Here is a 26556-nt window from a genome sequence, read left to right as displayed (position 1 = left end):
CCCGGTCACACTGGGCATCATTAACCCGCTTAGGCAATCCCAGCCTAAGTTCTTTCCCCTAGCAGCCGATGGGTAGGTTAGCGACAAACAATCTGTATAGTTCGCAATAGCAGAAACATCAGCAGTTAAATTATGTAAGGGTTAACGAGATGTATATAAAGAGGCCAAGTCAACACAATCAGGAAAACGCCCCACATCCCTCAGACCGGCGCACCATCAAACGACGTCATCTGATCTATTATCTGCGGGTATGGCGGCTGGATGGGAACACACCCTTGGGGCATGTGGTCGACATCAATACCGAAGGCATGATGCTGATCAGCGAAAAACCGGTGGAGACCGGACAAGAGATGCACCTGGAACTACGCCTGCCGGATAGTGAGGGTGAACTTAACTCCATGAGTTTCAAAGCAATCTGCCGTTGGAGCGATAAGGATGTCAATTCCGCCTTTTACGATTCAGGTTTTGAATTCATCGATAAGTCACCCGAGGCGGCGGAGATGTTGCAGACGCTGATCGAGGAGTACGGGTTTAAGGATTGAGCCGCCAGAAAGTCGAAATCCCCGCAATCCCCTGAGCACCGGCAAGCCTTGCCTGTTTCAGGGATGCGGCGCGCATACCACCCAGGGCATACACAGGGATACTGATTCGGTCTACCCACTCTGTAAAACACGTCCAACCCAAGGCGGGGGTTTGCGGATGAGAAGCTGTCGGCTCTACCGGTGAGAGCAGCGCATAGTCCAGCTGCAGCGCCGCCACCCGTTCCAGCTCCTCCGGATTATGGCAGGAAGCACCCACTAGACCGGCCCCTGAAGGACGCCGATCGAGTGACATCAGCTGGCGTGCCGTAAAATGGATACCATCGGCTTGTTGCCACCAATCCAACACCCGCTCGGGTCGGTTAATGACCAGTTTGACCCCCTGCTCATGGCAGCGCGTCAGGCACACGGACAACAACTCCCGATAGCGGATATCGGACAGATCATGGGCGCGTAACTGAACCATGCCCACACCCGCATCCAAGGCGTTCTCCAAGCTACGCAGAAAGCCATCCGACTGCCTGGGGTCCTCGCCAGTGATCAGATAGCGGCCGGGTAATTGGAGTGCGGTAATCACCGGCCGATCGGCCGCAGGAAATCGATGCGGCTCCATTTCACTCGGTAATAGCCATTTCAAGGGCTGCCCCTCGAGCCCCCTGGCTTCACCCTGAAATCTGGTGACACGAAAAAACTCCAGCAGCAGATCACGATCGCCGTAATCATGCCTGATCCGAATCAGGGGATCAGACTCGAGTGGCACAATACCGAGTTCCTCTTTGAGCTCCCTCGCCAGGGCCTGATGTATGGATTCGCCCGCTTCGCATTTACCCCCCGGGAACTCCCACAACCCCCCCTGGTGCATATGCGCGGCACGCTTGGTAACGAGCACGCGGGATTCGTCATCGAAGATGGCTGCTGCGGCTACATGGATCATTGTCGCTAGGGCCTGTTAACACTAATCCAATGCACTCTGCTGGGACTGTTTTTGCGCCCAGCAAGGCAGAATGAGCGTGGTGTAGCCCGGCTACATGAGCGAATGATAACGCCGCTGGGCGCAAAAACAGCCCCAGCCCTTCGGGTTGCGCCCCGAAGGAAGTGCCCTTGGGGTGCGCCTGAAAAAGCGCCACTCAGCGTTGCTCGTCGTTCATTTGGAGTGACCAAACTTCTCTCCTCGCGCCCGCAGGAAGTGCCCTTGGGGTACGCCTTGATTGGCGCTTTTTCAGGCACAACAGAGTGCTTTGGATTAGTGTTAACAGGCCCTAGGTACGGTACTCTGCATTGATCTTGACATAGTCATATGAGAGATCACAGGTTAGTACCCGTGTTTGTGCGCCACCACGCCCCAGACTGACGCGAATGGTGAACTCTTCCTGATTCATTACCGAGGCACCCGCTTGCTCCGTATAGTCCGGCGCCCGGCCACCGTTTCGCACGATGCAGGTCTCGTCAAGCCAGATCTCAATCCGATCGATATCCAGATCGACCACTCCCGCGCGACCCACCGCAGCGAGGATCCTGCCCCAGTTGGGATCGGAGGCAAAGAGTGCGGTTTTCACCAGGGGGGAGTGGGCAATGGTATAGGCGACACCCCTCGCCTCCTCTTCATCCGCTGCACCCTGCACCAGAATCTCCACCAACTTGGTTGCCCCCTCACCATCACGGACGATATCTCGCGCCAGCTCCATACAGAGCTGTTTCACCGCATGGGCAAACAACTTATACAGCTCGGAATCAGGATCTGTGACCGGTTCAAGGGTGGATGCCCCACTGGCCATCAACACACAGGCATCGTTGGTTGAGGTATCACCATCCACGGTAATAGAGTTGAATGATGGTCCGACCGCATCCTCCAGACAGCGCTGCAGCAAATCCTGGGATAGCCCGAGGTCTGTTGCCAGGTATGCAAGCATGGTCGCCATGTCGGGTCGGATCATGCCTGCACCCTTGGCGATTCCGCTGAGACCTACTTTTACACCCTCAAACTCAAAATGGTGCGAGCGAAGTTTCGGCCGGGTATCGGTGGTCATGATGGCCCGGGAGGCCGCTTCCCAACCATCAACGGTCAAGTGATTCATGGCTGCCGGCACGGCGTTGAGCATGCGCGCCACAGGTAGGTTTTCACCGATCACACCGGTGGAGAAGGGCAACACTTGTTGTGCACTACAACCTGCTGCCTGCGCCAGCCCCTGGCAGCTGGCTTGAGCATCCTGCAAACCCTGATCACCGGTGCCGGCATTGGCGTTGCCCGAATTGATCAACAGGAATCTTGGGGGTCCCAGGGTGAGATGTTGCTTGGCGAGTTGCACCGGAGCGGCACAAAAGGCATTGCGGGTGAAAACCGCGGTGCAGCTCGAACCCTGAGTCAATTCGACAATCACCATATCCTCCCTGTCGGGATATTTGATACCCGCTGCCGCGGTACCGAGCCGTATCCCGGGGATGGCGAATTGAGGGGGACTCATATCAACTTATACGACCATGGCACTGTTTGTATTTCTTACCCGATCCACAGGGGCAGGGCTCGTTTCTGCCGATCTTGCGACCTTCGCGCACGAAGGGTTGATGGGGCTCCTGCTCTTGCTCCGCCATCTCTGCGGGTGCCGCCATCTCTTCCGGCAGACCTTCGAAGGTCTCGTGCTTGAACTCGAATTCATCCACCCTTGATTGCTGTTCCTGGATAGCCATCTCTTCAGGCATCTGCACCTGGACCTTGGATAGCAACCCAATCACCTCCTCCTTGATACTGTCCAGCATACTGGAAAACATGGCGAAGGCCTCGCGTTTGTACTCCTGTTTCGGATTCTTCTGCGCATATCCACGCAGGTGGATACCCTGGCGCAGATAGTCCATCGCCGCCAGATGCTCCTTCCAGTGCCCGTCCAGGGTCTGGAGCATGATCGCCTTTTCGAACTGACGCATATTCTCCGTACCTACCAGCGCCTCCTTGTCCTGATAGATATCCTGCAAGCCCTGTGCAATCTTCTGTTTCAATGTCTCCTCATGCAGATCATGATCCTCTTCCAGCCACTGCCGGATTGGCCATTCGCCACCGAACAGCTCGCCCAGCGCCTCGCCAAGGCCGGGCACATTCCACTGCTCCTCGATACTCTCCCTGGGTACGTAACTGTGAAAGACGCCGTCCAACACGTCACTGCGCAGAGCCGTGATGGATTCGGAGATATCCGAAGTATCCATCAACTCATTTCGCTGCTCATACACGACCTTGCGCTGATCATTCGCCACATCGTCATATTCCAGCAGCTGTTTTCGGATATCGAAGTTACGCCCCTCCACCTTGCGTTGGGCATTCTCGATCGCTCGCGACACCCACGGATGCTCAATCGCCTCGCCCTTCTCCATACCGAGTTTCTGCATCAATCCACCCACCTTGTCGGAGGCGAATATGCGCATCAGATTGTCCTGCAGGGATAGATAGAAACGGCTCGACCCCGGATCACCCTGGCGACCGGAGCGGCCGCGCAGCTGGTTATCGATACGTCGGGATTCATGCCGCTCGGTGCCGATGACATGCAGACCACCGGCATCAAGCACATGCTGATGACGTTGCTTCCAGGCCGCTTTATGTTCGTCAACCTCCGCCGGATCGGGGTTCTCTCCCAGTTCCTCCAACTCCGACTCGAGATTGCCACCCAGCACGATATCAGTGCCTCGCCCCGCCATATTGGTTGCGATAGTGACAGATCCGGGGCGACCGGCCTGGGCCACGATCCCCGCCTCCTGCTCATGCTGCTTGGCATTCAACACCCGGTGATCCACATCTGCCTTGCCCAGCAGCTCGGAAACCAGCTCGGAGGTCTCAATGGATGCTGTACCCACAAGGACCGGTTGGCCTCGTTTCACGCAATCCTGTACATCCTCCAATATCGCATCATATTTCTCTTCCGGGGTCAGGTAGACCAGGTCCCCCATGTCGTCCCGGATCATCGGCATGTTGGTCGGGATGACCACCACCTCCAGGCCATATATCTGCTGAAACTCAAAGGCTTCCGTATCCGCGGTACCGGTCATGCCTGACAGCTTGTTGTAGAGACGGAAGTAGTTTTGAAAGGTGATCGAGGCAAGCGTCTGATTCTCATTCTGAATCTCGACACCCTCTTTCGCTTCAACCGCCTGGTGCTGACCGTCCGACCAGCGCCTGCCCGGCATGGTGCGACCGGTAAACTCATCGACGATGATGACCTGACCGTCCTTGACGATATAGTCCACATTGCGTTGAAACAGGGCATGCGCACGCAGTGCGGCATTGGCATGATGCATCAGAATGATGTTCCCAGAGTCATACAGACTGGCGCCCTCTTCCAACAACCCGGCTTCGGTCAACATCTCCTCGAGATGCTGATGTCCCTCCTCACTGAAAAAGACCTGGCGCGCCTTCTCATCCACAGAAAAGTCACCCGGGCCGAAATCGGGCTTTCCCTCTTCATTGGTGATCGGATCCTGTCGAGTCAGATTGGGAATGATCTTGTTGACCGCCTTATACAGCTCCGAGGAGTCCTCTGTCGGTCCCGATATGATCAGCGGTGTACGCGCCTCGTCGATGAGAATCGAATCCACTTCGTCAACGATGGCGAAATTGGGCGGGCGCTGCACCCGTTGATCTGCGCTGAAGGCCATATTGTCGCGCAGGTAGTCAAAACCGTACTCATTATTGGTGCCATATGTGATATCCGCAGCATAGGCCTGTCGCCGGCCGACCGCTTTCAGATGGAGATATCCGTCACTCTTGCCGTCGTGCTCTGGATCATAGAGATAGGAGCTGCTATCGGGCCCCATACCACCAGAGGAGTTGATCACACCAACGCTCAGCCCGAGAAAATCGTAGATACGTCCCATCCAGGCGGCATCACGCCGCGCCAGGTAGTCATTCACCGTCACCACATGAACACCCTTGGCTGGCAGGGCGTTCAGGTAGGCGGCCAATGTGGCCACAAGGGTTTTACCCTCACCGGTCCTCATCTCTGAGATCTTGCCCTGATGCAGTACCATGCCACCGATCAGCTGAACGTCAAAATGACGCATCTGCATCACCCGCCGACCCGCCTCCCGTACCACGGCAAAGGCTTCGTACATGAGGTTGTCGAGGTTTTCGCCCGCTTCCAGACGAGTGCGGAATTCGCTGGTCTTTGCCTTTAAAGCTTCATCAGAGAGCTTCTCAATATCAGCCTCCAGGGCATTAATCTGGGAGACCGTCTTTGACATGCGTTTGACCAGGCGCTCATTTCGGCTACCGAAGATCTTCTTAAAGATGTTACTTACCATTAATCGGGGTTTCCGTCACAGATGGGAAATTTGTGGATGATACAGCAAGCGGTGAAATTGCTGAAGGATGAGGTTAGCTGGATTGCGACCGCCTAGGCTATTTAACTTCGAACCCGGCAATCGATTCAATCAAATGTTGGAGGCTACCCGGTAAATTGCCCCCTGATAGGGACTCATCCTGATTTGCGCTTGTTAAGGATAAAACGAGTGGGATCGATCGTCCTGCCGTTGCGTAGCACCTCGAAATGGACATGGGGACCGGTTGACCTTCCCGTAGAGCCCATCTTGGCGATGACCTGGCCCTGCTTGATACGATCACCGACTTCTACAACGATCTCTTTATTATGGCCGTAACGGGTGATATAGCCTTTACCATGGTTGATCTCTACTAATTTACCATAGCCGTAGCGCTCCCCGGACCAGGTCACGACCCCGGCGGCGACCGCAACCACTTCCGAGCCATCCTTGCCGGCGAAATCCATCCCTTTGTGCATGCTCCGTTTGCCGGAGAAGGGATCGTTGCGCATGCCATAGTAGGAAGAGATCCAACCCTTGTTGACCGGTCGCCCGGTCGGGTGGATAGACTCTTCCAGGTTGGAGTTCATGATCAGATCCTCGACCAGGGTGAGTTGTTGATGACGATGGTCGATCATCTGCTCCAACTGCTCCATCTCCATAAGCAGGCCCGGCAATGCCGATTGTTCACTGCGGGAGAACTTCACTTCTTCCGGTCCACCCAATGCGGGCGGTGCCTCAAAACTGAATTCGCCTTTATCCAGCCCACCGATATTGACCAGGCGTTCACCGAGGGCATCCAGGCGCAATAGCTGTGATTGTAACTGGCCAATACGTATTGCCAGGGCATCGATTCCACCCTGGGTATCGGATTTGGCATCCTCCAGCGCTTGACGCTCCCTGGCGAATGTTTGCTTCAGACTGGTCACCAGCTGATGTTCGGGAAACTCCGTATCGTTGACACCCATCTGATAACCAAACCAAAGCATGCCTGCCCCGAAAAGTGTGACGAGACCCACCAAAAGTGAGACGCGCAGGCATCTCATGGTAGTGCTGCAGGTTTGTCCGATTCCGCGTAAGTATATGATATCCATCGCTAAAAATGGCTAATTTACAAGCTATATATAACTAATGTCGGTCGCAAGGTAACGAACTTTATCACTTTCTTTACAAAATGTGATGTTTTTTATCAATATTTTCTCTAAGCTCACACAATGCAACCAGTCTCAAAAATAGTCGACTCGGGCACAGCCCTTGGCAGATTGGGATCACGATTGTCGACCCAAAAGGCCCTTCATCAGCAACTCATAAAACTACTCCCAAAGCCCCTTGATACACAACTCAAGGCTGCCGTATTGGAAAATCGCTGCCTGAGCCTGTTCGTCCCGTCACCGGTATGGGCGAGCCGATTCCGCTACCTATTACCACAATTGCAAAAACATTTGCAGACCCACGACATTCATGTGGATCAGGTCCGCACCCGAATCCTGCCAACTGATCCAGGCAAACCCAAGCCCGGACGAAACAGGCATCGAATCACCCTCAGCCCGGCAGTCAGCAAACAATTAAGACAGTCCGCTGAAGCCATCGAGGACCCTTCGCTGCGGGAAGCGATACTCAGGATCAGTCGTCACGGGGATGAGAATTCATAACATCTCAGGTGCTATTCAGTTCACAACCAAGGGAGGGCCGCAAGCATCCCCCGACTCGATTCAATAGGATTTTTCAAACCCTCTACACTGGGTAATGCAATAAAAAAAGGGCTGTGCAAACAGCCCTTTAAACAACCGGATCGTTAGCTTCGGTAATCAGGAGATAGTGAGGTGTGCCGGTTGCATGTAAGAGATCGGGGCGTCCTCGGGCTCATCGAAAGTAATCTCCTCCCAGGCATCCTTTTGGCTGATCAGCTCCCTCAGGAGACGATTATTCAGGGCATGACCCGATTTGTGACCATTGAAGGTACCGATCAGGCTGTGGCCAAGCAGATAGAGATCACCAATGGCATCGAGGATTTTGTGTTTGACGAACTCGTCCTCATAACGCAATCCATCATCATTCATAACCCGGTAGTCATCCACAACCACGGCGTTGTCGAGGCTGCCACCCAGGGCCAGTTCTTTCTGACGCAACATCTCGATATCACGCAGAAAACCGAAGGTACGGGCGCGACTGACCTCTCTGACAAAGGAGGTAGAGGAGAAGTCGACGGTGGCAAACTGGGAGTGCTCTTTGAATGCTGGGTGGTCGAAATCGATGGTGAAGGAGACCTTGAATCCGTCGAAGGGTTCGAAACTGGCGCGTTTGTCCCCCTCTTCAACCTCAACCTTGCGCTTGATGCGAATGAAGCGCTTAGCCATATTCTGCTCTTCGACGCCCGCAGATTGCAGCAGAAAAACAAAGGGTCCCGCGCTGCCGTCCATTATCGGCACCTCAGCGGCACTGACGTCGACGTAGGCGTTGTCTATACCCAATCCGGCGAAGGCGGAGAGCAGATGTTCCACGGTTGAAACCCGCACACCATCCTGCACCAGTGTGCTTGAGAGCCTCGTATCACCCACATTTTCCGCACAGGCGCGTATTTCGACCGGCGGGTCGAGGTCGACGCGTCTGAAAACGATCCCGGTGTCGGGAGCCGCCGGACGCAGGGTGAGGTAGACTTTCTCCCCGGTATGCAGCCCCACTCCCGTGGCGCGTATGACGTTCTTCAACGTACGTTGCCAAATCATCGACTTTCAGCTCCCAAAGCTGTAGCTTGCCTTACTTGAAGGCCCAAAAACCGCGCATACTAGCACAAGCATCTGGTTGTAGAAACAGCAGCCAGCACTCATCCCGCACAAACCGCCCAAGATTAACCTATCCAACAGAGGCCCGATTCTACACCAACTGGCTCTCTCAGGAAACAAAAAATACAACATGTTGCCTTTCTGCAACTATTTCTCTTTAATCCTAGGCCTTAGATGGCATTTTGTGAAGGCCTTAATCGGCTTGGCGACGCAGGAAAGCCGGGATATCCAGATAATCGAGATTGCCATCGGCGGTGGCTGCGGCGGACGGACGATTTGTCTGGCCATTTCGCAACACTGTGGGCCGATCCAATTCACGATAATCATCCGGCGCTGCCTGCGGGTCATCCGCATCCACCAGTTTGACGTGGGCAATCTCCTCCACCTGGGTGGGCTTTGGCAGTTCTGCCTTCAAGCGTTCTCCAAGACCGGTGGCGACCACGGTCACCCGCATATCATTCGCCATCTCCGCATCGATGACCGTTCCCACCACCACGGTGGCGTCATCATCGGCGAACTCACGCACCGTGTTACCCACCTCGTCAAATTCACCGATCGCCAGATTCAATCCTGCTGTGATATTGACCAGGATACCCTTGGCACCGGCCAGATTGACATCCTCCAGCAGCGGACTGCGGATTGCACGCTCTGCCGCCTCGCGGGCCCGATTGTCACCCGAGGCCTCACCCGATCCCATCATCGCCGCACCCATTTCGGACATCACGGTGCGAACATCAGCAAAGTCCACATTGATCAGTCCGGGGCGGGTAATCAGCTCCGCAATACCCTGTACCGCATGTAGCAGCACATCGTTTGCCGCCTTGAATGCGTTCAGCAAACTCATCTCCTTGCCCAACACAGCCAACAGCTTCTCATTGGGAATCGTGATCAGGGAATCGGTATGTACACCCAGCTCCTCCATACCCTTTTCTGCAATCTTCATCCGCTTGCCACCCTCAAACCCGAACGGTTTGGTGACCACCGCTACCGTCAGAATACCCAGCTCCTTGGCTACCTGGGCGACCACGGGTGCGGCCCCGGTTCCTGTGCCTCCCCCCATACCGGCGGTGATAAAAATCATATCCGCACCAGACAATACCTCTTCGATGCGGTCACGATCATCCATCGCGGCCTGCCTGCCGATATCGGGATTCGCCCCGGCTCCCAGACCCTTGGTGATATCGGAGCCGAGCTGCAGCTGGGTGCGTACTTCACTATTACGCAGTGCCTGTGCATCGGTGTTGGCACAGATAAAATCGACACCATCGATTTCGCCCGATAACATGTGGTTGACGGCATTGCCACCGCCGCCGCCCACGCCAATTACCTTGATCACAGCACTCTGGCTGTGCGTATCCATCAATTCAAACATTGTCTACCTCCTCGACTGTCGCGCCTGACAGAAAAAATTAAAACTATCTCATCACCTACGGCGCCTTGTTCAGGCACCGCTTTGTTACAACTAAAAATTGCCTTGAAACCAATGCTTCATGCGATCCCAAATCGCTTTCATTCCACCCTCATTAGCCAACTCGTGCCCACCCTGGGAACGGTTTCGTTGACCAAATAGCAACAACCCCACACCGGTGGAATAGATGGGATTGCGCACCACGTCAGAGAGTCCGCTGACATATTGCGGTACCCCCAGCCTGACCGGCATGTGAAACACCTCTTCCGCCAGCTCGATGACACCCTCCATCTTCGAACTGCCGCCAGTCAGCACCACGCCACCGGCGATTACATCCTCGAATCCGCTACGCCGCAGTTCCGCCTGAATCAGGGTCATCAACTCTTCATAGCGGGGCTCGACCACTTCAGCCAGGGTCTGCCTGGAGAGTCTGCGCGGCGGCCGTTCACCGATGCTGGGCACTTCGATGGTCTCGTCGCTGGTGGCCAACTGAGTGAGGGCACAGGCATATTTCATCTTGATCTCTTCGGCGTATTGGGTCGGGGTGCGCATCGCCACAGCGATATCGTTGGTCACCTGGTCCCCCGCGATGGGTATCACCGCCGTATGCCGGATCGCACCACCGGTGAAGACGGCGATATCGGTGGTGCCACCACCGATATCAACCAGACAGACTCCAAGCTCCTTCTCGTCCTCACTCAGCACCGAATGGCTGGAGGCGAGCTGTTCCAGAATCAGGTCGTCCGCCTCGAGGCCGCAACGGCGGATGCACTTGACGATATTCTGCGCCGCGCTCACCGCACCGGTGACCATATGCACCCTGGCCTCGAGCCGCACTCCCGACATGCCGCTGGGTTCGCGGATTCCTTCCTGCTCATCGATGATGAACTCCTGGGGCAGGATATGGAGAATCTTCTGATCCGCGGGTATCGCCACTGCGCGGGCCGCATCGATCACACGCTCCACATCACCCTGGGTAACCTCTTTATCCCTGATGGCCACGATGCCATGGGAGTTGAGACTGCGGATATGGCTGCCGGCGATGCCCGCATAGACCGAGTGAATCTCACACCCAGCCATCAGCTCCGCCTCTTCAACCGCACGTTGAATCGACTGCACCGTGGACTCGATATTCACCACCACGCCCTTTTTCAAACCGCGCGATGGATGAGAGCCGATACCGATGATCTCGATACCGCCATCCGCTTTGATCTCACCGACGATCGCCACTACCTTGGAAGTACCAATATCGAGACCGATGATGAGATTTTTCTCACTTCGTTTAGTCATTCACTTTCCCACTATCCTAGCCCCACTGGATGGGCTATCCATTTGTGCTTGCTGTTCGGTATTCGCTGACTGCCAGTAGACCGAAAAACCATTGGTATATCGAAGATCCACCCGTTCCAGCTCTGCCTCAACCTGTCCTTTCAGGAAGGGGTAGAGTTGTACGAAACGACTCAATCTTGGCATCACATCCCGCCTTCCCAGATCAAGCTGCAAACCGCCACTGGTCTCGATCTGCCATGACTGGCGGGCATCGACCTGGAGACGTTTCAGCTCAAGTCCCGCTGTCTGCAGCAGGGTACGTATTTTGAGATAACCCTGGGTTACCCTCTCTGCACTCTCATCTTCACCGATCAGTGTTACCAGACCCTGTAGTCGAGTTAACTGCTTCGGTCTGAATACTTCACCCTGCCGGTTCACCATGGCATCCTCACCCCAATACGCCAGCGGTACCTGTTCAACCACCCTAAGGGCCAGCTTGTCGGGCCATACCCGGCGCACGCTGGCACTCTTTACCCAGGCCAGTTGCTCGATCTGGTTGCGTATCCGCATCAGATCGACAGTGAAGAAATTACCGCTTACCGCTTGAGCCACGGTCTGTTCCAATCCCTGTCTGTTGAGATGTTTGATTTCACCATCCACACTCACAACCCGTACCGGCATGCTCATGGGATCCAGCAATCGGGTGACACTCCACCCGCCTAGCCCGGCAATAAACACCATGACCAGCAGCGACATGAGCCTGGCTTTGTCTAAAAGCCGAGCCAGCTTCGGCGTTTGTGCAGATGGATGATTACGCATCCTACTCATGCTCATCCCTCCCCAGACTGGTGGAGAGAACTCGTACCACCAACTCTTCGAAATCGATACCCGCCACCTTGGCCGACATCGGCACCAGGCTGTGATCGGTCATACCGGGAACGGTATTCACCTCGATCAGCCAGGGTCGATGCTGCTCATCCAACATCAGATCGACCCGCCCCCAGCCACTTGCGCCAACCGCTTCGAATGCCTCCACACAGAGTGCCTGTAAACTCTTCTCTTCAGCCCGTTCAAGACCACAGGGACAGTGATAGCGGGTGCTGGTTGCCGAGTATTTAGCCTGGTAGTCATAAAAAAGATGGGGCGTCTCCAGGCGGATCATCGGCATCGCCTTTCCCTGCAGGATGGTGGTGGTGTACTCCTCTCCGACGATCCAACGCTCGGCCAGGACCTGCGTATCGTATTGCCGGGCCACTTCCCAGGCGCTGCCTAATTGATCCTCACTCTCCACCTTACTCATACCGATACTGGAGCCCTCACAGATCGGTTTTATCATCAACGGAAAACCCACTGCCGCAGCTTTTTCCAAGTCGCTCTCGTTCACGATCAATGCGGATTCGGGGGTCGGGATACCTATCCCCCGCCATACCGCTTTGGTACGGTATTTATCCATGGCAAGGGCCGATCCAAGCACGCCGCTACCGGTATAGGGCAGACCGATGCGCTGCAGCGCACCCTGGATGACGCCATCCTCCCCACCACGCCCGTGAAGGATGATGAACGCCCGCTCATAACCGCCTTCGGCGAGTTGGCCCAGCACATCATCACCCACATCTACCCCTATAGCCTCAACACCCTTGCTCACAAGCGCATCCAGCACGGCACGCCCGCTCCTCAGCGATATCTCACGTTCGGCAGACTGGCCACCCATGAGTACGGCGACCCTGCCGAATGAGTGTTGTGATAGGTTTTCGTTCAACTCGAATCTCCAATACGATGGACTTCGGTCTTGAGTTCGACACCACTGTGCTCTGCCACTTCACGCTGCACCTCAGCAATCAGCATCTCGATATCCCGTGCCGTGGCCTGGCCGGTATTGATTATGAAGTTGGCATGTTTCTCCGATACCTGAGCACCACCCAAACGCCTGCCTTTCAATCCGGCTGACTCAATCAGGCGTGCAGCGAAATCGCCAGGCGGATTGCGAAACACCGAACCGCAGCTGGGTTGACTGGTGGGTTGTGTCGCAGCGCGGCGTTCCAACAACTGCTTGATTCGTTGTTGAGCGGCATCAACATCACCCGCTTCCAGCTTCAGTTCGGCCGCAAGAAACCACTCCCCGGTGGTTCCTTTTACCTGGCGATATCCGACCTTAAAATCCTTCGGCAGGCGGCTGCGCACCTGACCAAACCGATCGATGGTTTCCACCCTGACCACCTGTTCCCAGGTCTCGCCGCCAAAGGCCCCCGCATTCATCGCCAAGGCACCACCCAGGGTGCCAGGTATACCTGCCAGAAACTCCAGCCCGCAAAGACCCGCCCTGGCTGCCAAACGCGCCACCTTGGCACAGGCGATGCCCGCTTCGGCATATAGCAACCCGTCACTACGCCACTCACTGGCAACCAGGCAGCCTTTAGTTGCAATCACAGTGCCTTTGTAACCCCCGTCCCGGACCAACAGATTGCTTCCCAAGCCAAGCCAGAACAGAGGTTCCTCAGGGCTCAACTGACTAAGGAACTGCACCAGATCGTCACGGTCCGCAGGACGATAAAAACAGCTTGCAGGCCCACCAACCCGCCAGGTTGTATGCCGTGAGAGCGGCTCATCGAAACGCATCTCACCGCGTAAGGATTGTTGATTGAACGCAGGCATCATCTGTATTCACTCTCACCACGGGGATTGCCGTTTTTTGACCTGACAACCTGTGATAAATCCCGCTGCCCCTCGGATAGATCGGGTAGCAGAGCGGGCCGGACCGACGGGATCCCCGGAAGATTGGATTGCAGGGATTCACCACATCCCTGATGCAGCCGTTTCATATCGATTCCGTAAACCATCACTCCACCTCCTGACAGAGTCGTCGAGGTAGTTCTGCCGCAATGGAACCGATACTGCCGGCACCCAGGGTCAGAACAATATCCCCATCCAGAAGCAGTCCCTGCAATAGTTGCGGTAACTCCTGCAACGGTTCCACAAACACAGGATCGACCTGACCCCGGATGCGTATGGCACGATTCAGATCGCGTCCACTGGCGCCCTGAATCTGTTCTTCTCCAGCGGCATAGACTTCACTAACGATCAATAGATCTGCTTTCGAGAGAACCTGTACAAAGTCCTCGAACTGCTCTTGGGTTCGTGAATAACGATGGGGTTGAAACACCATCACCAGACGCCGTTCCGGCCACCCATCCCGGACCGCCGTCAGAGTGGCATCGATCTCCCGCGGATGGTGGGCATAATCATCAATAAACATCACCTGTTTACCATCCACCCGGCAGTCGCCTGTCGTCTGAAAACGCCGACCGATACCGGCAAAATTGTGTAGCGCGGTTTTGATGCTTTCACTCTCGATATTGAGTTCAAGGGCGACACAGATAGCCGCCAGGGCATTCAATACATTGTGCCTGCCCGGCAGATTGAGGGTGACTTGCAGTGGTTCCGCCAGGGTTTCCGCGCGCAGGGTAAAATGGGTCTTGAGTCCATCACTTACCACGGCAACCGCCTGTACATCGGCATCATCGCTGAAACCATAGGTGGTAATCGGCCGCGAGATCTCCCCCAACAGATTGCGTATCTCTTCGTCATCGATACACATCACCGCCCGGCCGTAAAACGGCAGATGATGCAGAAACTCCAGGAAGGTTCCGCGCAAGCGGTTGAAGTCACCGCCATAGGTGGTCATATGATCCGCGTCGATATTGGTCACCACCGCCAACATCGGCTGCAGGCAGAGGAAGGATGCATCGCTTTCATCCGCCTCGGCAACCAGGTACTCCCCATCACCCAGGCGCGCATTGGCGCCGGCACTATTCAGCCTGCCACCGATAACAAAGGTCGGATCCAGACCGGCTTCAGCCAGGATACTGGTAACCAGACTGGTGGTGGTGGTCTTGCCATGGGTACCCGCCACTGCGATGCCGTAGTGGAAGCGCATGATCTCCGCCAGCATCTCCGCTCTCGGCACCACCGGTATCCTGGCATCTCGAGCCGCACAGACCTCGGGATTATCCTCTTTGATGGCGCTGGAGATTACCACCGCATCCACTGCCTCCACATGCTCTCCCTTGTGGCCGAACATTACCTCGGCCCCCAGCTTGGTGAGTCGCGAGGTCACCGCGCTCTCCCGTTGATCTGATCCGGTCACCTGATAACCCAGATTGATCATCACCTCGGCGATACCACTCATGCCCGCACCACCGATACCGACAAAATGGATCCGGCGCATACGGCCCATGCTGTTCGGGGCATAGCGATTGCGCAGTTGCTCACTCATGGGCGATCACCTCCAGGCAATAGCGCCCTACCTGAGCGGCGGCATCCGGCTTTGCCAGGCCACGTGCCGCAGTGGCCATGGCCAGCAGCCTTTTCCTGTCTGTGCAGAGACTACCCAACAGCCGCGCCAGGTTTCGCCCATCAAGACTATGCTGTGGAATCAGGTGTGCGGCATCCGCATTCACCAGAAATTCCGCATTCCGTGTTTGATGGTCATCCACGGCAAAGGGATAGGGAACGAGTATGGCCCCCAGCCCCGCTGCGGCCAGTTCGGAAACCGTCAGCGCACCGGCCCGACAGATGACAAGATCGGCCCAGGCGTAGGCCTCGGCCATCTCTTTTTCAAAGGCCATCACCTCCGCCTCCACCGCCAGTTCCCGATATCTTTCCAGGGTTTCATCCAGCAGCTTTTCACCCGCCTGATGGCGTACCTGCGGGCGTACTGCCTCAGGCATCATGGAGAGCGCCTCCGGTACGCATTGATTGAGTGCCCGGGCACCCAGGGAACCGCCGAGAACCAACAACCTGATCGCAGCCCCACGCTGGGCAAAGCGCACCTCCGGCAGGGGCAGGGATAGAATTTCCCGGCGTACCGGATTGCCCACCGTCTCCGCCTGTGCCTCAGCACCGAAGCTGCCGGGAAAGGCCTCGAAAACCTTGGTTGCAAATCCGGCCAAGATGCGATTGGTGAATCCCGGAATCGCATTCTGTTCCTGTATCACCAGGGGTATTCGCATCAATCTGGCAGCCAAACCACCTGGACCGGTGGCGAATCCGCCCATACCCAACACCAGCTGCGGCCGGGTGCGACGCAACACGCGATGGGCCTGCCAGAGCGCCTTGCTGATGGTAAAGGGTGCGGCCAAACGCCGCTTCAGGCCACTCCCGCGCACGCCTTTGACCTGAAGCGTCTCCAGGGGATAGCCATACTCGGGTATGAGTCTGTTCTCCATACCGGAGCGACTGCCCAACCAGGTGATGCGACAGCCTTTCTGTTTCATCCAGTCGGCCACCGCCAGTGCCGGGAATAGATGCCCACCTGTACCACCGGCCATGACCATCACATGAGGCTCCATGATCGCCTCCTGTGCTTGCTCTTGACTCGCTTCTGGCGTGACTCGAAATCGATTCTCAACAACAGCGCAATCATCATACAGACGACGATGATGCTGTTGCCCCCATAACTCATAAACGGCAGTGTCAGGCCCTTGGTCGGCAGCATACCGACATTGACACCTATATTGATGAAGGCTTGCATCCCAATCCAGAGTCCGAGGCCATAGGCGGTATAGCTGGAAAAACGCTGACCGGTCTGTTCCGCCTTGACACCTATCTGAAATGCACGCCAGGTAATGAAGGCGAACAGCAGAATCACACCCAGGGTTCCGAGCAGGCCGAACTCCTCACCCACGACGGCCATGATGAAATCGGTATGCGCCTCCGGCAGGTAGAACTGTTTCTGGATTCCATTACCCAACCCGACCCCGCTGACTTCACCGCGGCCAAAGGCGATCAGTGCCTGGGTGAGCTGAAAATCGGTATTGAAGGGATCGTCCCACGGATTCAAATAGGTGGTCATACGCTGCCACCGATAGGGCGAGAAGTAGATCAGCGCCCAACCTGCCACTCCGGCAACGACAATCAACATGGAAAACTGATACAGCACAACCCCGCCGAGAAACAACATAGCGGTGGCGGTGGCGAACAGGACTACCGTGGTGCCGAAATCGGGTTGCAGCAGGATCAGTGAACTGGTGATGATCAACAACAGCATCGGTTTTGCGAAACCCCAGAAGGAGCGCGCGACTTCATCTTGACGACGCACCAGGTAACCGGCGATATAGAGCACCATGAAGAGTTTCATGAATTCGGAACTCTGCAGGTTGAAGCCCCCCAGGGGTATCCAGCGGGTGGCACCATTGACACTTTTGCCAATCCCTGGGATCAACAGCAGCAGTAACAACAACAGCCCCGTAAAGACCAATAACGGTCCTGCCTTCTGCCACTGCTGCATCGGAATTTTAAAAACCAGATAGGCTGCCAGCAAGCCCAGGAGCATGGCGAATAGATGGCGATAGACATAGAAGAAAGGCGAACCACCAAGACGCTCTCCCACTGTCATCGATGCAGACGAGACCATCACCAGACCGAAACAGAGTAGTACAACTGCCGCACCTAATAGCCACCAGTCCACGAGGGGCTGAATGGTGGGTTTGCCGGCACGCGCATCATGCGCCTGTCTACTTACCAGGGTACTCATGCCGAGAGCGCCTCCACCGCCTGGATGAAGGCCTCGCCACGGGCCGCAAAATTCTGGAACATATCGAAACTGGCACAGGCTGGAGATAGCAGCACCCGATCCCCAGGCTGTGCCAACTCCGCGGCCAGACTTACTGCCTCTTCAAGTGTTGCCGCATGCTGTATGGGCACTTGGCCCGCCAGTACTGATTCCAGTTGAGATGCGTCCTTGCCTATGAGAATGATGGCCCGTGCTGTTTTTTCCACCACCGGGGCCAGGGGTGAAAAATCGGCTTCTTTGCAATCGCCACCTGCAATCAAAACACTGCGGCTGCTGTCGCCTTCAGGGTGAAGTCCCTCCAAGGCTGCGATCGTAGCCCCCACATTGGTACCCTTGGAGTCGTTATACCAGCGCACACCACCCTTATCGCTGATCCATTGGGTGCGATGGGGCAGGCCGGTATAGCTTCTCAGGGCTGCCAGCATATCGTTTTGCGGCAGGCCCACGGCACTGCCCAAGGCCAAGGCAGCGAGGGCATTCGCCATATTGTGACGACCAGGTATGCGCAGCTCGGTGACCGGCATCAGGGGGGTATGCCCCTCACTCAGCCATTTGATTCCATCTAGTTCATGCAGACCGAAATCGTCTCCTTGAGGCGCCCCCAGGGTAAATCCAATGGTGGTTGTATTCGGCACCGCCATAGCGGCGACCCGTGCATCATCACGGTTGATCACCATAATCTCGCAATTGGCGTAAAGTGATGCCTTGGTGGCGGCATACTCTTCCAGATCCCGGTAGCGGTCCATATGATCGGCGGAGACATTCAACACAACCGCAGCCTGGGGCTTGAGTGAATGGGTGCTCTCCAATTGGAAACTGGAGAGTTCAAGCACATACAACTCAACTTCATCCGCCAACAGGTCAAGCGCGGGCTGCCCAAGGTTGCCACCCACAGCCACCCTGATACCGGCCATACGCGCCATATCTCCCAGCAAGGTTGTGACTGTGCTCTTGCCATTCGATCCGGTAATTGCGACTACCGGCGCCTTTACCGCTCTGGCAAACAGCTCCACATCACCGACTATCTCTACATGCCGCTCTTTGACTGCACGAATCAGTGGCTCGTCGAGTGACACACCCGGACTCACCACCAGTCGACTGGCGGCATGGAATACCTCCGCCTGAAAGCCGCCGAGGAACATCGCCATGTCGGGATAATCCTTGCGCAGCGCCTCCAGCCCCGGCGGATTCTCGCGACTGTCGGTCACAGCCAGGGATTCCCCGTGGGCCGCCAGGTAGCGCGCACAAGAGAGTCCGGTCGCGCCTAATCCGACGATCAGTGTTTTAGCTGAATTTGTCACTTGTTTCGCCATCAGCGTATCTTCAGACTCGCCAGACCGACCAACACCAGGATGACGGTGATGATCCAAAAACGCACAATCACCCTCGGCTCGGGCCAGCCCTTGAGTTCAAAGTGGTGATGCAGTGGCGCCATACGAAATATGCGTTTACCGGTCAGCTTGTAGGACAAGACCTGCAATACCACCGAGACCGTCTCCACGACGAAGACCCCACCCATGATGAACAGTACGATCTCCTGTCTCACGGCCACCGAGATAACACCCAGGGCCGCACCCAATGCCAAGGCTCCCACATCCCCCATAAAGACCTGTGCCGGATAGGTGTTGAACCAGAGAAATCCCAGTCCAGCCCCAACCAACGAAGCGCAGAAGACGATCAACTCGCCTACCCCGGGCAGATAGGGGATCTTCAAATAGGCAGCAAAATCGGAGTGACCGGTAACATAGGCGATAACCCCCAATGCGCCACCCACCATCACCGTCGGGAGAATCGCCAGACCGTCGAGCCCATCGGTCAGGTTGACCGCATTTGAAGAGCCGACGATGACCAGATAACTGAATAGAATGAATACCGGTCCCCAATCCAGAGAGACATCCTTCAGATAGGGGATCAGCAGTGCGGTCTCCATGGATGAACTGGCGGTGTAGTAGAACACCAACGAGGCACCCAATCCCGCCACCGATTGCCAGAAATATTTCCACCGCGCTGACAGACCCTTGGGATCATTCAGGACCAGCTTTTTGTAGTCATCCACCAGACCGATGAGGCCAAAGGTCATGGTTACAATCAACACGATCCACACGTAGCGGTTTTCCAGATCCGCCCATAGCAGGGTGGCAATGGCGATCGCCACCAGAATCAGCGCCCCCCCCATGGTGGGGGTTCCGGCTTTGGAAAAGTGTGTCTCCGGACCATCGTCGCGTACCGTCTGTCCGATTTGATGAAAGCTCAAACGGCGTATCATCACCGGACCCAGGGCCAGGGAGATCAAAAGCGCAGTCAAGACCCCCAGGATGGTACGCAGCGTCAAGTACTGGAATACTCTGAAACCATTGTCGAACTGGGTAAGCCAATCGGTAAGATAGAGCAACACTTTCAGCCCCTCCCCTCATTAATCAGGCGATCAACCACCCGTTCCATGGCCGCAGTTCGTGAACCCTTCACCAGCAATGTGTCGCCTCGGCGAAGCGCACCGGCAAGGGTCCCGATCAGTTGATCCAAATCAGAAAACGCCAAGGCTCCGTCACCGAAGCCCTCAGCTGCATACCGGCTCAGCTCCCCCAGGGTATACAGTCGGGAGAGACCCGCCAGTTTCGCTTTTGCACCGAGTTGATTGTGCAGGGCAACGGATTGATCACCCAGTTCAGCCAGATCTCCCAGCACCAGGATCTGTTCTCCCGGCGCACTGCGTAATACATCGACTGCAGCTTCCACCGAGTCGGGATTGGCGTTATAGGTATCGTCGATGAGGCGATATCCCGCAGTGGTGAAGTGCATCTGTAAACGACCCGCCACCGGTTTTACACTGGCAAGACCCTGTTCGATCTCCCTAGCCGATGCGCCCATCGCCAAAGCGCCCGCAATCGCGGCCAGGGCATTCATCAGATTGTGTCTACCGGCGAGTGCCAGCTTCACATCGAATTGATCCTCCCGGTAGCTGACCTGCATATGGTTGTAGAAACCGTTCTCCGTCCAGCGCATCTCTGCCCGAGAGAGATCGCACTGCACGGCCGCCTGTCTTGAGCTGCCAAAGCTGATCAGCTTGCGCTCGCCCAGAAACTCACGCCACAATGGAAAATAGTCGTCGTCCGCATTCAATACCGCGATACCACCAGGCCTGAGTCCGCTCAGGATCTCTCCTTTCGCCCTGGCCACCCCCTGCAGATCTCCGAACCCTTCGAGGTGGGCAGCACCCGCATTGGTTATCAGGGCCACATCCGGATGGGCAATATGGCTCAGGTAGCCGATCTCGCCGGGATGATTGGCCCCCATCTCCACCACCGCAAAGGCCTCATCCTGCAAGCGCAGAAGTGTCAGTGGCAGGCCTATCTCATTGTTCAAGTTTCCCTGGGTGGCAAGCACCCTCCCCCGTTGCTGGAGAATGGCGGCAACCAACTCCTTGACAGTCGTCTTGCCATTGCTGCCGGTGATGGCAATCAGTGGCAGCGGAAAAGAGTCTCGCCATACCCCGGCCAACCGACCCAGTCCGAGCCGGGTATCTTTTACCTGGAGCTGTGGGATCTCCGGCTTCTGGGGTTCACTCACCATCACCCCCACCGCACCCTTGTCAATCGCCTGCCCGATGAAGTTATGACCATCGAAGTGAGGTCCCTTCAAGGCCACATAGAGATCTCTCGCCTGCAGTGTGCGACTGTCTGTACTGACAGAACTGAAACTGACATCTTCGCCGACCCAGGTACCATTCAGGCTTGACGCCACTTGCGAGAGGCACAGGGTGTTCATCGCCCCACCCCCGGCCACTCATGGAGGGCGGCGGTCACCTGCTCCCGATCATCGAAATGAAGAACTTCATCTCCCACCAGCTGGTAATCCTCATGCCCCTTACCCGCCACCAGCACCAGATCACCCGCTGCTGCATCTGCAATCGCAGTATGAATGGCACGACTTCGATCAGGCTCGACCAGCGCCCTATCCGGCGTCTTCATGCCGGACAGGATCTGCTCAATGATTTCACTGTTCGACTCGCTGCGTGGATTGTCATCAGTAATAACCACGCGATCGGCAAGCCGTTCAGCCAACTCCCCCATCAGCGGACGTTTACCCCGATCCCGGTCACCGCCGCAACCGAATACGACAGTCAGCGAGCCAGGGCAATGCATGCGCAGGGCCGACAGGGCCTTCTCCAGGGCGTCCGGCGTATGGGCGTAATCCACCACCACGCCGGGTCTCTCTCCGCCACCCAGCAGTTCCATCCGGCCAGGCACTGTATTGAGTGATGAAAGCACTTCCACACCACGCTGCAGAGACCAGCCCCGCTGCAGCAGTACCAGCAGCACAGCCAATAGATTGGCCGCATTGAAGCGACCCAGCAGTTGTGTCTCCAGATTGGCGTCACCAAGGTGGGTCGAGACTTTGATCCGCATTCCCTGAGTGGTGGGATCAATATCCAGGGCCTGCGCCCATCCATCGAGACCGGCAGGCAGATCAGCCGCCGGTTCGAGACTGTAACCCAGCAGCTTCACCCCATCCGCCAATGATCCGAGCAGGGTTCTGCCAAAGGCATCATCAAGATTGAGCACCGCACTGCCGAGGCCCGGTATCTGAAACAGTCGTTGCTTGGCGGCAGCATAGTTTTCCAGGGTCCCGTGATAATCGAAATGATCACGACTGAGATTGGTGAAGATGGCGCAATCGAAGGCCACCGCCCCAGCCCGACCCTGATCCAGGGCGTGGGATGAGACCTCCATACTCACCGCCGCCACACCCTGCTGCAGCAGATCATGCAAATACTGCTGCAGGGTCACTGCATCGGGAGTGGTATAACCGGTGGGCTTTAAATGACCGGGGAGCCCCACCCCCAGGGTACCCATGATGCCGCAGGGTATCTCGCACATCAGCGCATGGGCCAGCAGTTGGCTGATGCTGGTCTTGCCATTGGTGCCGGTGATCCCATAGACGGACATCAGGCGACTGGGATGCTGGTAGAAACGACCCGCAATCCGACTCACATGCCGGGTCAATTGCGCCAGCGCCAGCAAGGGAACAGGCAGCTCCAACCCTGCCGCCAGACGTTCACCCTCAAGATTATCTGCTTCCCAGATGATCGCGACTGCCCCCTGGGAAACCGCTTGCTCGGCGAACGCCAAGCCATGATGATGCTCACCGGCACAGGCGATAAAGAGCGAGCCCGGTGTCACATCACGACTATCCAAGGTAATCCCAGTCACTTCACGATCATCATTGGCCGGCACGGAGACCAGCCCACGCAACAGGGATGTCAGTGTCGCCCCGCTGGTGATTCGCTCGGCAGCCATCATTGCCGATCCCCCAATCGAGCCATCAGGGTATTCTCGTGCCACTGCTTATCAGGAGGAATATTCAACAACCGCAGGGCGCCACTCATCACCTTGGAGAAGACAGGGCCGGCCACCAGTCCACCGTAATACTCCTTACCCTGGGGTTCATCGATGAACACCGCCATCACCAGGCGGGGATCACTCACCGGCGCAATACCGACGAACAGCGAGAGATATTTATCCTCCGCATACCCTCCGGCCACCGATTTTTTTGCCGTCCCCGTCTTGCCCGCCACACGATAACCTGGGACTGCGGCAAGCGGCGCCGTGCCCTCACTGGACACCACCGCCTCCAGCATCTTGACCACCGTCCTGGCGGTACTCTTACGCATAACCCGCTCACCCGGTTCTGCCTGCTCCTGTTTGAGCAGCGAGACCGGCATGCGCACCCCGTCATTGGCCAGTACCCCATAAGCCCTGGCGAGTTGCAGCGGCGTCACTGAGAGACCGTAACCGAACGAGAGGGTTGCCTGTTCAAAACTGGACCAATCTGAAAAGTGGGGCAGCCGTCCACTGGACTCACCGGGGAACTGACTATAGGGACTCTCACCGAACCCAAGCTTCGAGTAGAGTTTCCACAATGTCTCCGGCTGCATCGACAGGGCTATCTTGCTGGCCCCCACATTGCTCGATTTTCGCAGCACAGCCGCCACATCGATCATGCCGTAGTTGCGGTTATCCCTGACCAGATAACGTCCCACCTTCATCTGGCCGGGTGAGACATCGATAGGCGTATTGGGCTTGAACCGCCCCAACTCCACAGCCGCCGCCACGGTGAACGGTTTGATGGTGGACCCGGGCTCGAAGACATCGGTTACCGCTCGGTTACGCAGACTGCTGGAGCGGCGACCGCGCAGCGCATTCGGGTTGTACGACGGACTGTTGACCATCGCCAGAATCTCACCGCTGCGACTATCCAGGATCACCGCCGATCCGGATCTCGCCTTATGTTTACTCACCGCGGCCTTGAGCTCACGATAGGCCAGAAACTGCAGGCGGCGATCGATGCTCAACACCAGATCCTTGCCCGGAGAGGGACTTTGGATATTCTCCACCTGTTTCACCACCCGTCCCTTGCCATCCTTGATCACCCGTTTCGCGCCGGGATTGCCGCTGAGCCACTCATCGTATGCCAGCTCTATCCCCTCCTGTCCCTTGTCATCAATATTGGTGAAGCCGACAATATGCGACATCACCTCACCGCTGGGATAGAAACGGCGGTATTCGGAGAGCAGGTCGATACCCTCCAGCTCAAGGCCATCCACCCGCTGCGCAAGGTCGGGATTGATACGCCGCTTGAGATAGACAAAACCTCGTTCACTGGAGAGCAACCTGCGCAGTCGATCGGGATTCAGGCCCAAGGTCGAGGCAATGGCGCCTATGGTTTCGCTGTCACCCTTTATGACCTTTGGATTGGCGGCTACGCTTTTCACCGGGGTGCTGATCGCCAGGGGCTCCCCATTGCGGTCGGTGACCATACCCCGACTGGCGCTGACCCGTATCGTGCGCAGATAGCGCTGTTCGCCCTGCTCTTGTAGAAAGGCGGTTTCAAACACCTGGCGATCGATGGATTGCCACACCAGGGAAGAGAAGGCCAGCCCTATCACCGCCAGCACTGCGATCCGCCGTGCACGGTAACTGGGCAGCCTGATGATTTCAGCCTGCTGGGTCTTTCTTTTCTTTCCGCCTGCCATGATTAGCGCCTGATCACTACAACTTCATCAAACTGGGGCAGATGCATTTTCAGCCTGTCCCGTGCCCTTTTTTCCACTTCAGAATGGGTAGCCAGAGTGCTCTCCTCCAACTGCAGACGCCCCCATTGGATGCCGATGCGCTCCTTTTCCGCCTGGAGTTCCTGTAACACCACAAAGTGCTTACGACTGAGATATTTGCTATACACAACCGCAATCGCGGATGCCAGCACCGCCGCCATCAACAATACAAACAGCATGTGACCGGTACGACTCAAGAGAGTCTCTCCGCGACACGTAAAACCGCACTGCGCGACCGCGGATTGGCAGCGGTCTCATCTTCACTCGGTCGTACTGCCTTACCCACAAGGTGCAGGCGCGGGCGTAAACTATCCTGGGTAACCGGCACCCCTGGTGGAAATCGATCGCCCTTTGCCTGTTCGCGCATAAAACGCTTTACCATCCGATCCTCCAGGGAGTGAAAACTGATCACCGCCAATCGGCCGCCAATCGCCAACACATCGATAATCGCCTGCAGCGCTCTCTGCAGCGCATCCAATTCACTATTGATATAGATACGTATCCCCTGGAAGCTGCGCGTCGCAGGATGCTTACTCTTTTCCCAGGCAGGATTGGCCTTGCTCACGATATCCGCCAATTGCAGTGTCGTCGTGATGGGGGTATGCACTCTTGCCTCCACGATGGCATGGGCAATACGCCGCGCATGCCGCTCTTCGCCATAAGTCTTCAATACATCAGCTATCTCTCTACTCTCGGCCTGAGCCAGCCACTCAGCCGCCGAGATGCCACTGTCAGGATCCATACGCATATCCAAAGGCCCGTCCTTAGTGAAACTGAAACCACGCTCAGCCTGATCCAACTGCGGGGAGGAGACCCCCAGGTCCAGCAAGATGCCGTTGACCCGTCCCATCAGCCCAGCCTGTTCAGACACTTCGGCTAGCATGGCAAAGCTCTCCTGAACGATGCTAAAACGGGCATCCTGACCAAACACCCGCTTGGCATGAGCCACTGCTTGCGGATCCCTGTCGATAGCTAACAACTGACCCTGCTCACCCAACGCACGCAAAATCTCTCGACTGTGCCCACCTCGACCAAAGGTAGCATCGATATAGCTACCCGCCGGGTCGATCTTCAGCGCCTCAATGGAGGGCTGAAGCAGCACTGAATCGTGGGCCTGCTTCATTAGATCGAGAGTGACTTGAACTCTTCCGGCAGATCGAGCTTGTTGATATCCACCTGCGCCAACTGGGCCTCCTGCCGGCTGTTCCAAGTCGCCTCATCCCACAACTCAAACTTATTTATCTGCCCTACCAGGGCGACCTTCTTATTCAGGTCGGCAAAGCGTCGCAACTCCTGTGGAAGACGGATCCTGCCCTGGCTGTCCATCTCTATTTCATGGGCATTGCCGATATAGAGCCGCTGCAGGAAACGTGTGGTCTCGTTAAACGAGGGCAGCGACCTGAGGGTCTCTTCAATCTCGATCCAGACGGGTTTGGGATAGATCAGCAGGCAGTGATCCTTATCGACGGTGACCACCAACTCGGAATTGCAGGCGGCCACGAGCTGCTCGCGATACTTTGTCGGCATCGCAAGCCGCCCCTTGGCATCCAGGTTGAGTGATGAAATCCCGCGAAACAAGT

The 26556-nt window shown here is 56.4% G+C and carries 24 protein-coding genes; 2 read left to right on the top strand and 22 right to left on the bottom strand.

The annotated features are described in order from the left end of the window. Nucleotides 1-149: 149 nt before the first annotated feature. The gene (locus R2K28_RS04110) at nucleotides 150-542 is read left to right on the top strand and encodes a PilZ domain-containing protein (protein WP_316368119.1); all 393 of its coding nucleotides are present in this window, start codon (nucleotides 150-152) and stop codon (nucleotides 540-542) included. On the opposite strand, the gene R2K28_RS04105 is transcribed toward R2K28_RS04110, so the two are convergent. From R2K28_RS04105 to R2K28_RS04090, 4 genes are all read right to left on the bottom strand, one after another. Further along, entirely contained in the window at nucleotides 532-1473 is a 942-nt protein-coding gene (locus tag R2K28_RS04105) for a Nudix family hydrolase (protein WP_316368118.1), read from the bottom strand. The genes R2K28_RS04110 and R2K28_RS04105 overlap by 11 nt on opposite strands. A 325-nt stretch (nucleotides 1474-1798) precedes the next feature. Then, nucleotides 1799-3001, bottom strand: a complete 1203-nt coding sequence (gene argJ, locus R2K28_RS04100; RefSeq protein ID WP_316368117.1) for a bifunctional glutamate N-acetyltransferase/amino-acid acetyltransferase ArgJ — start codon at nucleotides 2999-3001, stop codon at nucleotides 1799-1801. A 1-nt stretch (nucleotide 3002) separates the two neighbouring features. Further along, nucleotides 3003-5819 carry a preprotein translocase subunit SecA gene (gene secA / locus R2K28_RS04095; protein ID WP_316368116.1) on the bottom strand — a complete coding sequence of 939 codons (2817 nt, stop codon included), beginning with the start codon at nucleotides 5817-5819 and terminating at the stop codon, nucleotides 3003-3005. Between the two features lie 173 nt (nucleotides 5820-5992). Further along, a complete protein-coding gene (locus R2K28_RS04090; protein ID WP_316368115.1) occupies nucleotides 5993-6880 on the bottom strand; it encodes a M23 family metallopeptidase in 888 nt (295 codons plus the stop codon). A 228-nt stretch (nucleotides 6881-7108) separates the two neighbouring features. Between R2K28_RS04090 and R2K28_RS04085 the strand changes: the two genes are divergently transcribed. Then, nucleotides 7109-7486 (top strand): DciA family protein, encoded by a 378-nt coding sequence (locus tag R2K28_RS04085; RefSeq protein ID WP_316368114.1) that lies wholly within the window; start codon nucleotides 7109-7111, stop codon nucleotides 7484-7486. 156 nt (nucleotides 7487-7642) lie between these two features. Here R2K28_RS04085 and lpxC read toward each other — a convergent pair whose 3' ends face one another. The 18 genes from lpxC to mraZ all read right to left on the bottom strand — a co-directional run bounded on the left by lpxC (nucleotide 7643) and on the right by mraZ (nucleotide 26554). Beyond that, a complete protein-coding gene (gene lpxC, locus R2K28_RS04080; protein ID WP_116447632.1) occupies nucleotides 7643-8560 on the bottom strand; it encodes a UDP-3-O-acyl-N-acetylglucosamine deacetylase in 918 nt (305 codons plus the stop codon). Between the two features lie 250 nt (nucleotides 8561-8810). Next, on the bottom strand, nucleotides 8811-9989 hold the full coding sequence (gene ftsZ, locus R2K28_RS04075; RefSeq protein ID WP_116448873.1) for a cell division protein FtsZ: 1179 nt from the start codon (nucleotides 9987-9989) through the stop codon (nucleotides 8811-8813). 90 nt (nucleotides 9990-10079) lie between these two features. Continuing rightward, on the bottom strand, nucleotides 10080-11315 hold the full coding sequence (gene ftsA, locus R2K28_RS04070) for a cell division protein FtsA (RefSeq protein ID WP_116444382.1): 1236 nt from the start codon (nucleotides 11313-11315) through the stop codon (nucleotides 10080-10082). Continuing rightward, complete coding sequence (locus R2K28_RS04065; protein ID WP_316368113.1) at nucleotides 11316-12122, bottom strand: cell division protein FtsQ/DivIB; 807 nt, start codon at nucleotides 12120-12122, stop codon at nucleotides 11316-11318. Next, complete coding sequence (locus tag R2K28_RS04060; protein ID WP_316369683.1) at nucleotides 12115-13005, bottom strand: D-alanine--D-alanine ligase; 891 nt, start codon at nucleotides 13003-13005, stop codon at nucleotides 12115-12117. Before R2K28_RS04060 ends, R2K28_RS04065 begins: the two co-directional genes overlap by 8 nt. A 44-nt stretch (nucleotides 13006-13049) precedes the next feature. Beyond that, a complete protein-coding gene (murB, locus tag R2K28_RS04055) occupies nucleotides 13050-13946 on the bottom strand; it encodes a UDP-N-acetylmuramate dehydrogenase (RefSeq protein WP_316369682.1) in 897 nt (298 codons plus the stop codon). Next, nucleotides 13946-14131 (bottom strand): hypothetical protein, encoded by a 186-nt coding sequence (locus R2K28_RS04050; protein ID WP_316368112.1) that lies wholly within the window; start codon nucleotides 14129-14131, stop codon nucleotides 13946-13948. The genes murB and R2K28_RS04050 overlap by 1 nt, the downstream gene beginning before the upstream one ends. Continuing rightward, nucleotides 14131-15567 (bottom strand): UDP-N-acetylmuramate--L-alanine ligase, encoded by a 1437-nt coding sequence (gene murC / locus R2K28_RS04045; protein ID WP_316368111.1) that lies wholly within the window; start codon nucleotides 15565-15567, stop codon nucleotides 14131-14133. The genes R2K28_RS04050 and murC overlap by 1 nt, the downstream gene beginning before the upstream one ends. After that, entirely contained in the window at nucleotides 15560-16642 is a 1083-nt protein-coding gene (gene murG / locus R2K28_RS04040) for an undecaprenyldiphospho-muramoylpentapeptide beta-N-acetylglucosaminyltransferase (RefSeq protein WP_316368110.1), read from the bottom strand. The genes murC and murG overlap by 8 nt, the downstream gene beginning before the upstream one ends. Further along, the gene (ftsW, locus tag R2K28_RS04035) at nucleotides 16627-17826 is read right to left on the bottom strand and encodes a putative lipid II flippase FtsW (RefSeq protein WP_316368109.1); all 1200 of its coding nucleotides are present in this window, start codon (nucleotides 17824-17826) and stop codon (nucleotides 16627-16629) included. Before ftsW ends, murG begins: the two co-directional genes overlap by 16 nt. Further along, on the bottom strand, nucleotides 17823-19178 hold the full coding sequence (gene murD / locus R2K28_RS04030; protein ID WP_316368108.1) for a UDP-N-acetylmuramoyl-L-alanine--D-glutamate ligase: 1356 nt from the start codon (nucleotides 19176-19178) through the stop codon (nucleotides 17823-17825). The genes ftsW and murD overlap by 4 nt, the downstream gene beginning before the upstream one ends. After that, on the bottom strand, nucleotides 19178-20260 hold the full coding sequence (mraY, locus tag R2K28_RS04025; RefSeq protein ID WP_116447224.1) for a phospho-N-acetylmuramoyl-pentapeptide-transferase: 1083 nt from the start codon (nucleotides 20258-20260) through the stop codon (nucleotides 19178-19180). Before mraY ends, murD begins: the two co-directional genes overlap by 1 nt. 2 nt (nucleotides 20261-20262) lie before the next feature. Further along, a complete protein-coding gene (locus tag R2K28_RS04020) occupies nucleotides 20263-21630 on the bottom strand; it encodes a UDP-N-acetylmuramoyl-tripeptide--D-alanyl-D-alanine ligase (RefSeq protein WP_316368107.1) in 1368 nt (455 codons plus the stop codon). Next, nucleotides 21627-23165, bottom strand: a complete 1539-nt coding sequence (locus tag R2K28_RS04015) for a UDP-N-acetylmuramoyl-L-alanyl-D-glutamate--2,6-diaminopimelate ligase (protein ID WP_316368106.1) — start codon at nucleotides 23163-23165, stop codon at nucleotides 21627-21629. Before R2K28_RS04015 ends, R2K28_RS04020 begins: the two co-directional genes overlap by 4 nt. Continuing rightward, on the bottom strand, nucleotides 23162-24898 hold the full coding sequence (locus tag R2K28_RS04010; protein ID WP_116447226.1) for a peptidoglycan D,D-transpeptidase FtsI family protein: 1737 nt from the start codon (nucleotides 24896-24898) through the stop codon (nucleotides 23162-23164). Before R2K28_RS04010 ends, R2K28_RS04015 begins: the two co-directional genes overlap by 4 nt. Before the next feature lie 2 nt (nucleotides 24899-24900). After that, nucleotides 24901-25173, bottom strand: a complete 273-nt coding sequence (gene ftsL, locus R2K28_RS04005) for a cell division protein FtsL (protein ID WP_316368105.1) — start codon at nucleotides 25171-25173, stop codon at nucleotides 24901-24903. After that, the gene (rsmH, locus tag R2K28_RS04000; protein ID WP_316368104.1) at nucleotides 25170-26099 is read right to left on the bottom strand and encodes a 16S rRNA (cytosine(1402)-N(4))-methyltransferase RsmH; all 930 of its coding nucleotides are present in this window, start codon (nucleotides 26097-26099) and stop codon (nucleotides 25170-25172) included. The genes ftsL and rsmH overlap by 4 nt, the downstream gene beginning before the upstream one ends. After that, nucleotides 26099-26554, bottom strand: coding sequence for a division/cell wall cluster transcriptional repressor MraZ (gene mraZ, locus R2K28_RS03995; protein ID WP_116444447.1), 456 nt, complete (start codon nucleotides 26552-26554; stop codon nucleotides 26099-26101). The genes rsmH and mraZ overlap by 1 nt, the downstream gene beginning before the upstream one ends. Nucleotides 26555-26556 lie beyond the last annotated feature (2 nt).

Origin of the sequence: Candidatus Thiodiazotropha sp. CDECU1 (assembly GCF_963455295.1) — a bacterium.
In the GTDB taxonomy this organism is placed as follows: Bacteria; Pseudomonadota; Gammaproteobacteria; order Chromatiales; family Chromatiaceae; genus Thiodiazotropha.
This window is presented reverse-complemented; position numbering and strand designations above follow the sequence as displayed.